General features: G+C 33.3%; 12 protein-coding genes and 2 pseudogenes. 8 read left to right on the forward strand and 6 right to left on the reverse strand.

Translation table 11 applies throughout. The annotated features are described in order from the left end of the window. The 4 genes and pseudogenes from JJE11_RS17735 to JJE11_RS06550 form a co-directional block, all read left to right on the forward strand. A pseudogene (locus JJE11_RS17735) lies at nt 1-168 on the forward strand (FAD:protein FMN transferase); the annotation flags it as partial. Further along, nucleotides 152-538, forward strand: a complete 387-nt coding sequence (locus tag JJE11_RS06540) for a NusG domain II-containing protein (protein WP_291633804.1) — start codon at nt 152-154, stop codon at nt 536-538. The pseudogene JJE11_RS17735 and the gene JJE11_RS06540, both read left to right, overlap by 17 nt. Before the next feature lie 24 nt (nt 539-562). Then, entirely contained in the window at nt 563-1,066 is a 504-nt protein-coding gene (locus JJE11_RS06545; RefSeq protein WP_291633805.1) for a Gx transporter family protein, read from the forward strand. 685 nt (nt 1,067-1,751) lie between these two features. Continuing rightward, nucleotides 1,752-2,198 carry a cytidine deaminase gene (locus JJE11_RS06550; RefSeq protein ID WP_291633807.1) on the forward strand — a complete coding sequence of 149 codons (447 nt, stop codon included), beginning with the start codon at nt 1,752-1,754 and terminating at the stop codon, nt 2,196-2,198. A 165-nt stretch (nt 2,199-2,363) separates the two neighbouring features. On the opposite strand, the gene JJE11_RS06555 is transcribed toward JJE11_RS06550, so the two are convergent. From JJE11_RS06555 to rsxC, 6 genes are read right to left on the reverse strand one after another with little or no spacing between them, the layout of a single operon-like run. Beyond that, nucleotides 2,364-3,245 carry an RnfABCDGE type electron transport complex subunit B gene (locus JJE11_RS06555; RefSeq protein WP_291633825.1) on the reverse strand — a complete coding sequence of 294 codons (882 nt, stop codon included), beginning with the start codon at nt 3,243-3,245 and terminating at the stop codon, nt 2,364-2,366. Between the two features lie 6 nt (nt 3,246-3,251). Beyond that, nucleotides 3,252-3,836, reverse strand: coding sequence for an RnfABCDGE type electron transport complex subunit A (locus JJE11_RS06560; protein WP_291633809.1), 585 nt, complete (start codon nt 3,834-3,836; stop codon nt 3,252-3,254). Nucleotides 3,837-3,869: 33 nt separating this feature from the next. Next, on the reverse strand, nt 3,870-4,562 hold the full coding sequence (locus JJE11_RS06565) for an electron transport complex subunit RsxE (protein WP_291633811.1): 693 nt from the start codon (nt 4,560-4,562) through the stop codon (nt 3,870-3,872). Then, nucleotides 4,562-5,131: an RnfABCDGE type electron transport complex subunit G gene (locus JJE11_RS06570; protein WP_291633813.1), complete on the reverse strand. Its 570-nt coding sequence runs from the start codon at nt 5,129-5,131 to the stop codon at nt 4,562-4,564. Before JJE11_RS06570 ends, JJE11_RS06565 begins: the two co-directional genes overlap by 1 nt. Continuing rightward, nucleotides 5,132-6,052: an RnfABCDGE type electron transport complex subunit D gene (locus JJE11_RS06575; RefSeq protein ID WP_291633815.1), complete on the reverse strand. Its 921-nt coding sequence runs from the start codon at nt 6,050-6,052 to the stop codon at nt 5,132-5,134. Between the two features lie 15 nt (nt 6,053-6,067). Further along, nucleotides 6,068-7,390, reverse strand: a complete 1,323-nt coding sequence (rsxC, locus tag JJE11_RS06580) for an electron transport complex subunit RsxC (RefSeq protein ID WP_291633817.1) — start codon at nt 7,388-7,390, stop codon at nt 6,068-6,070. A gap of 467 nt (nt 7,391-7,857) precedes the next feature. Between rsxC and JJE11_RS17740 the strand changes: the two are divergent. The 4 genes and pseudogenes from JJE11_RS17740 to JJE11_RS06600 all read left to right on the forward strand — a co-directional run. Then, nucleotides 7,858-8,634, forward strand: a pseudogene (locus JJE11_RS17740) (YceG family protein); the annotation flags it as partial. Nucleotides 8,635-8,640: 6 nt separating this feature from the next. Further along, nucleotides 8,641-9,468: a YceG family protein gene (locus JJE11_RS17745; RefSeq protein WP_366927913.1), complete on the forward strand. Its 828-nt coding sequence runs from the start codon at nt 8,641-8,643 to the stop codon at nt 9,466-9,468. Between the two features lie 92 nt (nt 9,469-9,560). Then, on the forward strand, nt 9,561-10,661 hold the full coding sequence (locus JJE11_RS06595) for a toxic anion resistance protein (protein WP_291633821.1): 1,101 nt from the start codon (nt 9,561-9,563) through the stop codon (nt 10,659-10,661). A gap of 10 nt (nt 10,662-10,671) precedes the next feature. Then, on the forward strand, nt 10,672-11,994 hold the full coding sequence (locus JJE11_RS06600) for a replication-associated recombination protein A (protein ID WP_291633823.1): 1,323 nt from the start codon (nt 10,672-10,674) through the stop codon (nt 11,992-11,994). Nucleotides 11,995-12,009 lie beyond the last annotated feature (15 nt).

Raw genomic sequence — 12,009 nt, forward strand, 5'->3', positions numbered from 1 at the left:
ACAAGCACTTATATCTTGGGTCTTGAAAAAGGACTTAAATTGGTAGAGTCTATTAAAGGTGTAGAGGCTATTTTTGTTACGAATGATAAAAAAGTGTATGTTACTCCAGGGCTTAAAAGTAGTTTTAACCTAACAAACAAGGAGTTCACTTATGAAGAAGGGCGATAAGATAGTTGGAATAATACTTTTAATTATTGTAGTAATAGCTCTTAGTGGAGCTGGAATATATAAAACCGCAATTAAGGGTTCCGAGAATATTGCAATTATTAAACGTGAGGGCATAGTGCTTAAAACTATTGATTTAACTAAGGTAGTAAAGCCAGAAGAGTTTACTATAAAGGCGGATAATGGCCATTATAATACCATATCAGTTAAATATAATGGCATTAGTATAATAGATGCTGATTGCCCGCATAAAGAGTGTGTTAAAAGTGGATGGATTTCAGAGCCAGGCGAGATGATTGTATGTTTGCCTTTTAAACTTATAATTAATATTGAGGGACAAGTAGATAACGGCATTGATGGAGGGACATTTTAAAATTAAAAAAATGTAGGTGAAAATATGAAAAGTACTAAAAGAATGGTTTTACTTAGTATGCTTGTGGCAATAGCCTTAGTTATTTATTTAATAGAGGCTCAGATACCAGTTCTATTTCCAGGAATAAAATTAGGCCTTGCTAATTCGATATCCTTAGTTGCATTAATTTTATTAGGCTGGAAAGAAGCATTTTTAATAATGATTTTAAGAACCATATTAGGTTCTATGTTTGGAGGAAGCATGTCAGCTTTTATGTTCAGTATTGCTGGTGGAGTGCTAAGTAATGTAGTAATGATATTATTATACAAGTATTTTAAGAACTCATTAAGTATCCCTACAATTAGCGTTTGTGGAGCTGTTTTTCACAATGTAGGGCAGCTACTGGTAGCTGCTTTCATTATTAATGATTTAAGAATATATGTATATTTACCAGTATTACTAATTGCAGCTATTGTTACAGGGTATTTTATTGGAATTCTATCTAGTATATTAAAAAGTAGATTAGAAAAAATATTACCACAGATATAAAGTATTAAATTTCTCCGCCGTGCCTTGCAAATAAGAGCTTGAAACTGGAAATTTGATTAAGAAATTCTAATGTTTTGCTCATGTAAAATTCTCAACCTCTGGGTAGTTCTCTGGGGTGCGTAACAATTATTAATTGTTACGTGCTCACATTCGCCGTCCTGGCTCAGGTTCGCTAGACTGCCGTCCTGGCAGTCTTACGAGAATTTTACATTCGCAAAACAAGAATTACTAAATCAAATTTCAATGTTTCTGCGCTTCTTATTGCAAGTCACTGCAGCGAAATTAATACTGTTGTGAACGGACCCCTACGGGGAAGGGCAAAAGGAGCGAAAGCTAGAAATATATAGTTTTTTAGAACTCGCATCCTGGCAGGCTTACGAGAAGTTTACATTCGCAAAACAAGAATTCCTAGATCGAATTTCAATGTTTCTTCGATTCTTATTGCAAGTCACTTCGGAGAAATTAATACTTTTTGAGCGTGCCCCTACGGGGAAGGGCAGAAGAAGCGAAAGCTAGAAATATATAGTTTTTTGAACTCGCGTCCTGTGAGGACCATAAGAATTTACGCAAAAGAAGAATTTCTAAATCAAATTTCAATGTCTCTATCCTATTAATCGTAATTCTACGATATTTAAACAATTATATAATATTACGTACATTATTTATAAAATAGGGGGTTAGAGTTATGAATATAGAGCAAAATATGTATAAAAGAGCTGTTGAATTTATTGAGCAGCGTTTTCCAACAGGATGGGGTGGTGTGGGAGTAATTCATACTGAGGATGATAAGTATTTAATAAGTGTGGCATTAGAAACTGCTAATGCTGGTGTGATGCTTTGTATAGAAACAGGAGCAATGTGTGAAGCACAGAAATACAACTTAAAAGTAACGCATTGCCTCTGCGTGGTACGGGATGATGAAGGAGCTCAATTTAAGGTGCTTTCACCTTGTGGTGTATGTCAAGAACGGTTACGCTATTGGGGAAAAGATGTGAAAGTTGGCGTAACAACAAAAGACGACGTTCTAAAATTTGTAACTCTTAATGAATTACAGCCCTACCATTGGACGGGAGCCTATCCGAAGGAAGAGTTAGAACATTATCAGAAGGTAGCATCTGAGAATAACAAATAAGTATTAAATTTCTCCTGTGTGACTTGCAATAAGAACTTGAAACTGGAAATTTGATTAAGAAATTCTAATGTTTCTGCGCTTTTTATTGCAAGTCACAACTCTAAGAAAAACAAAAAAGAAAAGATACTAAGAGTATTAATCTTAGTATCTTTTCTTTTTTTGTAATTACTTACTAACTTTTTCGGCTGGTTTTTCAAGAGGAATCTTACTAGCCTCTTCAGTAGCCTTTACAGGCTTAACAAACTCTTTATTATCTGGTAAAGGTTTAATAGCCTTTGTAGGACACTTTGTAGCACATAAGCCACACTGCGTACATTTCTCAAAGTCTATTACAGCTAAGTTACTAACCATAGTAATTGCCTGAGATGGGCATACTTTTACACACATTTGGCATGCAATACATCCAACTTTACAATTATCTTTTACTGATTTACCTTTTGATTTTGAGTTACATTCAATAAGTACTGGTTGACTCGCTGGTACGAACTCTATTAAGTTTTTAGGACATACTGCAATACATGCACCACAAGCTACACAATTGTCATTATATACTACAGCTACGCCATCGATGATGTGAAGGGCATTGAACTCACAAGCTCTAACACAACTTGCAAGTCCTAGACATCCATCTGAGCAAGCTTTAGAACCACCACCAGGAGCAATAACGGCTTGGCGGCAATCTTGAATTCCGTCATACACGTATTTCTCTTTAGCCACAGTGCAAGTACCTTTACATTTAACAAAGGCAACTTGTGGATCTGAAGTTTCAACAGATACGCCCATTATTTCTCCTAATTTTTCAGCAACAGAACTTCCACCTACTGAACAGAGATTTAGGAGCGCACCTCCCTCAACTACATTGGTAGCATAAGCATCACAACCAGGGAATCCACATGCACCACAATTCGCGCTTGGTAATGCTTCTCTAACTAGTGGTATTTTAGGATCTACTGGTACATGGAATTTTTTATTAGCATAACCAAGTACTATTCCAAATATAAGTCCCATACCACCAATGGCGAGTACTGGGTAAATTAAATTGTTTATATCCATTTAAATACCCCCCAGTTTTAAACCACTAAAGCCTAAAAATGCGATAGCCATGAGTCCAGCAGTAACTAGTGAGATAGGAAGACCTCTAAATGCTAGTGGCATATTGTCATTTCCTTCCATTCGTTCTCTTAAACCTGAAAGAAGAACAATGGCAAGCATATAACCTAGACCTGCTCCAAGAGCATTAACTAGAGATTGTAGCACAGTATATTTTTCTTGGAGGTTTATAAGGGCCATACCAAGAACAGCACAGTTTGTAGTTATCAATGGAAGAAATATACCAAGAGCTTTATAGAGACTTGGCTGAGTTTTCTTAACAACCATTTCAACAAATTGTACTAGGGCTGCAATAACTAGCACAAAGGCTAGAGTTGACAAAAATGTCACGTGTAAAAGAGCTAAAATTTTGTAAACTATGGAAGTCATTAATGAGGCTAAGAGCATAACAAATATTACTGCCAGTCCCATACCTTTTGCAGTTTCAGTTTTTTTAGAAACTCCTAGAAAAGAACATATTCCAAGGAATTTAGCTAATACGTAGTTATTTACTAAAAATGCATTTATAAAAATTGAAAAAAGTCCCATGTTAATCCACCTTTCTTAATAATGTTAAATAAATTATTTTTTGCAACCATGTGAACAAGATCCACAACCTGAACACTCACCAGTCTCAGGATCAATTTCATGAAAATGTGCAATTTTATTATTAACTTTATTTGTTTCATTGATTGCTTTTTGATTTAGTAAAGCCATTAAAATTCCAACGGTGATGAAAGCTCCAGGAGCTAAAACCATCATTATAGCAGGCTCAAAGGAACTACCAAATACATTGAAACCTAGTAATGAACCAGCTCCAAATAATTCTCTTATTGCTCCAAGAACAGCTAATGCTATGGTGAATCCAAGTCCCATTCCGATAGCATCATAGAGTGAAGGTAATACTTTGTTTTTTCCTGCGAAGGATTCAGCTCTTCCAAGAATTATACAGTTAACAACTATAAGTGGAATGAAAATCCCTAAAGATTTATATAGAGCTGGAACAAAACCTTGCAATAAAAATTGTATTAATGTAACAAAAGTAGCTATTATTGTAATATAAGCTGGTATACGAATCTTATCCGGTACCATTTTTCTTATTAAGGAAATAATAACATTGGAACCGATTAATACAACTGTAGATGCAAGGCCCATGCCTACACCATCCTGTACGCTACTGGTAACAGCTAGGGTAGGACACATAGCTAAAACTTGTACAAATATTGGATTTTCGGTTACTATACCGTTTCTTATTCTTTCAGAAAATGAGCTCATTATTTTTTATCTCCTTTCAGTGAAGAGTTATAAAAATCAATAGCATCGTTAACGCCAAGTGTTACTGCTTTCGATGTAATAGTGGCGCCTGTAATAGCTTGTATTTGATTTTCTTTTGTAGGTGCTATTTTTACAACTTCTAATTTCTCTTCTGTAGGTTTATTCTTATATTGATCTGAAAACTCAGGCTTTGGAGCATTAGCACCAAGACCAGGAGTTTCAGCCAGTGCCAAAATTTTAATGCCAGTAACTTCTCCGTCAGCTGATATTCCAACCATTGTTTCCACTGGTCCACCGTATCCGTTTGGTGCAACTTTTATAGCATATCCAACAATTTCAGTACCTTTAAGGGCTACATTAACTTCTGAAATCTTATTTGCGTCAAGTTTTGCATCTGAAATATCAAATTTATCGGCCGATGGTAATAGTTCTGTCATCGCAGCTTTCTTATCAGCAGCAACCCTTGCAGCAATAGGTTCTTTTGTTACTTCATAGGCACCACCTAGTAAAAATCCTGCAATTCCTGTAATTAAAAGTAAAATTAGACCTAGTTTTATATTATCTTTCAATTATTTCACCTCCCCAAAAATACGTGGAGCTGTATACTTATCAATAAATGGTACAAATAAGCTCATTATTAATATTGAGTAGGAAACCCCTTCAGCATAACCACCATATAAACGTATTGTTGCGGTTAAAACTCCACATCCAATTCCAAAAATAAGTTGTCCTTTTTTAGTCATTGGAGAAGTAGTATAATCAGTTGCCATAAAGAAAGCACCAATCATTAATCCTCCAGCAAATATTTCGTATAATGCATTTCCAGTCATTAATCCATCTCTGCCAAATATAAAGGTTAAAATAAATACGCTACCAATATAGGCTACTGGAATATGCCAGCTTATTATTCCTTTATATAATAGGTAAGCTGCACCAATTAATAATGCAATTACAGAGGTTTCACCTATACAACCACCTACATTACCAATGAAAAGGTTCATTATACTAGGTAGGTCTCCGCCACCTTCTTTAAGTATTCCAAGTGCCGTAGCAGATGAAACACCATCAACGGTAAAATTAGTCATATGTACCGGCCAAGAAGCAAGTAAAAATGCTCTTGCGGCAAGTGCTGGATTCATTATATTTTGTCCGATTCCACCAAAAAATTGTTTTACAATAATTATAGCGAAAAATCCACCAATTGCAGGAAGCCAAAGTGGAACAGCAGCTGGCATGTTAAAAGCAATTAATAAACCAGTTACAACAGCACTAAGGTCTCCAATTGTAATTTTTCTGTGAGTTAGCTTTTGCCATAATGCTTCTGCCGCAATACATGATAACACAGATACCAATGTAACTAAAAATGCTTTCATTCCAAAGAAATATATTCCGGCAATGGTAGCAGGTATTAATGCTATTATTACGTCTCTCATTATACCCTGCACTGAATCATTTGATTTTGTGTGTGGGGATGAAGATACTGTATACATATAAGTCACCTCTATCTATTTTTTTCTTCGATTAATGTTTACTGTTCGTTTACCTTCGCGGCAGGTTTGAGTTAAATGACGTTTTGCTGGACATACATAAGAACAACAAGCACATTCAATACAATCCATACCATGTAATTTCTCGAAATCTTCATAATTACTTCTTAAAACTAAAGAGTTTAATTTTGTAGGATTTAAATTCATAGGGCAAACACTTAAGCATTTTCCACATCTTATGCAACTAGATTCTTCTACCATTGTAGCTTCATGTTTTGTTAAACAAAGTATACCAGAAGTTCCTTTAATTACAGGAATATCTAAAGAACTTAAAGCCATTCCCATCATAGGTCCACCTGAAAGTACTTTAACAGGGTCTTCCTTAAATCCGCCAGCAGCTTCGACAACTTCGTTTATAGAAGTTCCAAATTTTACTCTTAAATTCAAAGGTTCATTAATTGCCTCTCCGGTTACAGTTAAGACTCTCTCCATAAGTGGTATACCGTTTACTACAGCGTTATAAATTTCAAATGCAGAATCAACATTTTGAACTATGCATCCAACATCTGCAGGAAGTTTCCCAGAAGGTAACTCTCTACCAGTAATTGCATAAATTAATTGTTTTTCTGCTCCTTGAGGGTATTTTGTAGTAAGTGGAGTAACTTGTACATTGGTTATGTTTGCTGCAGCTTTTTTCATAGCCTCAATTGCTTTAGGCTTATTATCTTCAATTCCAATATACCCTTTTACGCCAGGGAACATGTGAAGAATAATTTTTAAACCCTCAACTATTTCACTAGATTTTTCGAGAAGCATTCTGTAATCGCAGGTTAAATATGGTTCACACTCTGCGGCATTTATTATAATGCTGTCGATGGGTTTGTCTGCTGGCGGGTTGAGCTTAATATGTGTTGGAAAACCTGCTCCACCCATACCTACAATGCCTGCTTCTTTAATGATAGCTACAAGTTCATCTTTCGACAATTTCTCGTAATCTTTGTTTGGAACCATTGTAAGTACTTCTTCATAAATGTTATCATTTTCTACAATGATTGACATTACCAGGGTTCCATTACTATGTAGTCTAGGTGCTACGTCCAATACTGTTCCAGACACGCTCGAAAATATTGGTGCAGATACAAAAGCTTTGGATTCACCTATTTTTTGTCCAACCAAGACTCTATCACCTTTTTTTACTAAAGGGTCGCAAGGTGCTCCTATATGCTGTACCATAGGAAATACTAAATTACCTTTTGGGAGCAAATCTTGAATTGGTTTGTGCATACTAAATTCTTTTTTACCATTAGGGTGAATACCTTTTTTGAAAGTCAAAAGTCCCATAATAAACCTCCTTGTTGTTCTGTTTAGGGATAAGAAGTATCAATAGTTATCCCCTTTGCGTTTTTTTAGGGTACCTAGCAATAATTAATTGGTAGCTACCTTATGTAAATATTTGTTAGAATGATGAAAATAGAATAATTTTATACCTAATATAGTAAAAATTTGAAAAATATTATAAAATTATTACGTATGTGTACATAGAATGAACTATAATATATATATTACACCTTTTATGCGTATAAAAGAATAGCTTTCCTGAAAAAAATCGGTCCTAGAAAAAGTTGGAATATTCTAAAAATTCTATACCCTAAGTATGAAATGGATTTTTTTCAATATATTATAATGAAAAACATAAGCTTAATATGGTATACTTATAATGTGTAAAAACTATATTTACAGTAAAAAACAATTGAGAAGGTAAGGTGAATATGGAGAAGAATAGTTTGAATAATTTGGAGATTAAAAATGTGATTTTAGACATTAATGAGGATATTATAAGTTGTTTAAAAACAGAGATTTATAAAAGAAACAAATTTCAATATAATTTAAATGTCGTTTATATTCCAAACTATTTTTATAGGTTTATAGGAATAAAAAAGGACGAGAAAGATTATTATGAAAACCTATATAGTTTAGACAAAGAATTAGAGAGAATAGGACAAGGTTACATGCGATTTAGTTAAGGATTAGATAAAGACATTAACATAAGACTTCAAAATGTATTAAATGATATTTGGACAAAAATCTTCCTGACTGAAGTAATAGACGTATCTTTAATTATGAACTTAATAAGTGATAATGGACTTTTTCCTGATTTATCTAACAAAGTTTTGCTCAGACAAATTAAAAATAATTTTAAGGGACTAATAGAGTATTATATTAAGAGTAGCGAAATAAGCGATAATCATAATATAAAGATTATTATAAATTATAATATTCATTGGATAAATATTTATTTCAAAGAATTATTCGAAAAATTTGATTATAGAAATATTAATCCTAAAGTATTGTTCTATGGGGATGGTTCAATCGCAGAAGTTTTTTATTTGACATTATTATCGACATTGGGTTGTGATATCTTATATTTTAATCCGGAAAGTTCTGGAGCTTTTTATGAAATTGATAAATACAATGTGTTTTCTAAGGAAATTGTTTATAATTGTAAAATACCAATAAAACCTTTCCCTATTAGTGTGGAAGATAGAATTAAGACTACTGCATTTAATGCTAAAGAAGAGCTTAATAAAACACTGTTTGCAGATGATTCTGGGTTTTACAGGCCTTGGCAGTTCGCAAATTATAATGTACAGGCGGTAACCCTTAATACTACCTATGAAGAAATATATATATGGATTAAAGAAAAAGCATATGTAAGGGAAGGCTTTGAGGTTAAAAACTCAACTGTGGTTATACCTAACATGTTCTCTAAAATTTGTGGCACTCACACTAATATTAATACTTACTTTAAGGAAATTAATGAGGTAGTATCTCGAAAATTTACTAAACTCTTTTATGAAGAACTACCGATAATGGATGTAGTACATTTGGAATATGGAAAATTCAATAAAATTTACCCGAGTAATGTTTTTTCAGAGTTTGATACTTTAGAAATGATTAATTCATCTTGGTGGAAATACAAGGAGTTACGATCCGGACTTCAAAAAACTATGGCAGGCAAAATTAAAGATTTATGCTTAAATCCTGTAATAATAAACGTTGAAAAGGAAGATTTAAGAGATTTACAAGTGGACATTTTTTCAGTTCTTATAAATTTAGATTCTTCATTACTTGAATTATTGCAAGCATATGATTACCCAGAAGATGTTCCTAAAATTGTAGTCTATAATAATGAAGAAAATGGAAACTTATCTTTTGAGGATTGTATAATGCTCACTTTTATGAATTCTATGGGAGTAGATATAATTATCTATAACCCTTCAGGATATAACGACATTGAAAATTTTATTTATCCAGATCAATATGATATTCATAGACTTTGCAACGTCAGCTTTGGATTGCACTTTAAAAAATATGTGGAGAGGAAAAAAGGCTTTTTCGAGAGTTTGTTTCATAGTTAATATTTTTAGTAGTTAAAAAGAAAAATTATTTTATGTTATGGCATAGAAATCTGAAAAATAATATGAGAAAATAGATTAGAGGAGTGGGAAATATGGAAAATAATAATGGAGTACTTGTAATTAATGATGAGAATAGTGAAAATGAGAACATAGAGAAAAAGGCAATAAGCATAAGTAAGCAGCTTAAAACCTCACCACAAGTGATTCAAATTGCATCCAATATAAATATTAAAGATGCAAATGCTGTATTAGAATTTGGTAATGAACCTGCTCAGCAAATATCCAAATTTGCAGATCAAATATTAAATTCTATTAAATCCAGCAGTGTAGAAAATTCAGGAGTTATGATAAAAGAACTTACAAGTATAATGAAAAAATTTGATAAGCAAGATTTTGAAGAGGCCAAAACTGGATTTTTTGCAAAGCTTTTTAGTAAACCAAGTCAGGCTATAGAAAAAATGCTGGGTAAGTATAAAACCATTGGAGGAGAAATAGATAAAATCTATACTCAACTTAGTGGATATAAAGCAGAAATAAATAATTCTAACATGTCACTTGAAAACTTATACAATCAAAATTTTGAGTACTATGGGGAATTAGAAAAATACATTGCTGCAGGAAATATGGTGGTTGAAAAAAATGAAAGTGAAGATATTCCTAAACTTGAAACCCTGGCGGCGAATGGCGAACAAATAAATATTATAAATCTTGAAAATGCTAAGGCCACTGTTGAAATGTTGAAACAGAGAATTTATGATCTGGAAATGGCTAAGATGGTATCATTACAAACTGCACCTCAGATTAAAATGATTCAAAGAGGAAATTATAAGTTGATATCTAAAGTGCACTCTGCTTTTATAATAACCATACCTGTATTCAAAAATGGGATAATTCAAGCTATTGCTTTAAAAAAGCAAAAGTTAGTATCAGATTCTTTAACAGAGCTCGACAGGACTACTAATGAATTGTTAATGAAAAATGCTGAAAATATTAGAAGTCAAAGTGTAGACATAGCAAAACTCGCTGGAGGAACAAGTGTAAAAATTGAAACTCTAGAGAAAACATGGAACACTATTATGCAAGGTATAGAGGAAACAAAGTCTATTGAAGATGAGAATAAGAGATTAAGGGCAGATGGAATAGTTAAGTTACATGAAATGACAGAAAAACTAAAGCAGAAATCTTTAAGTTAAAGGTGATTATATGGATATGTTTGAATTACAAGCTGAAAAGAACTTACGCAAAGATGCTCCACTTGCTGAAAGATTAAAGCCAGAAAAATTAGAAGATTACGTAGGACAAGAGCATATTTTAGGAAAGGGAAAACTTTTATGGAGAGCTATAAAAGCAGATAAGATAACCTCCCTACTACTATATGGTCCACCAGGTACAGGTAAAACTAGCTTGGCTAAAGTTATTGCAAATACTACGAAATCTAATTTTGTTAGACTTAATGCAGTAACAGATGGGTTAAAAGAATTACGAGAAGTGGTGGCCCTTGCAAAAAATAATTTAGGAATGTACGATGTTCGCACTATTTTATTTATTGATGAAATTCATAGATTTAATAAAGCTCAACAGGATGCATTATTACCCTTTGTAGAGAAGGGTACAATAGTATTAATTGGAGCAACCACAGAAAACCCATATTTTGAAGTTAATAATGCATTAATATCTCGGTCAATGCTATTTAAACTGGAACCGTTAAATGAAAAACATATTGAAAAAATTCTAAAACGTGCACTAGAAGATAAAGAAGTAGGTTTTGGAAATACTGATATTTGCATGGAGAGTGATTCTATAAGTTATCTTGCAAATATGGCAAATGGGGATGCTAGGCGTGCCCTTAATGCCTTGGAATTGTCGGTACTCACTACGGATAGAGATATGCAGGGTAAAATAAACATAACTCTTGATGTAGTAGCCGAATGTCTCCAAAAAAAACACATTAATTATGATAAAAATAGAGATGAACATTATGATGTGATTTCTGCTTTTATTAAAAGTATGAGGGGGTCGGATCCTGATGCAACAGTGCATTACCTGGCTAGAATGATATATGCGGGTGAGGACCCTAAATTTATTGCGAGGAGAATTGTAATAGCTGCAGCTGAGGATGTGGGAAATGCAGATCCGATTGCACTACTCGTAGCAAATAATGCATCACAGGCGGTCCATTTTGTAGGAATGCCAGAAGCAAGAATTATTTTGTCACAAGCTGCAATTTATATAGCCAGCGCACCTAAAAGTAATGCATCTTATATGGCTATTAACAAGGCTCTTAAAGATGTAGAAGAGAAAAACATAGGGGGTATACCTGCACATTTAAGAGATAGCAGCTATAGTGGTGCGAAAAAATTGGGTCATGGAGTAGGATATTTATACCCACATGCATATGACGGGAATTATGTAAAACAACAATACTTGCCTGATGAACTAAATTCCACAACATATTATGAAGCTAGTGATAATGGATACGAAAAAAAGATTAAAGAGAGACTTAAGGAACATTTAAATAAGAAATAGTGAACTCAATATGAA

Origin of the sequence: Clostridium sp., from assembly GCF_016650095.1 — a bacterium.
Classification (GTDB): Bacteria; Bacillota; Clostridia; order Clostridiales; family Clostridiaceae; genus Clostridium_AD.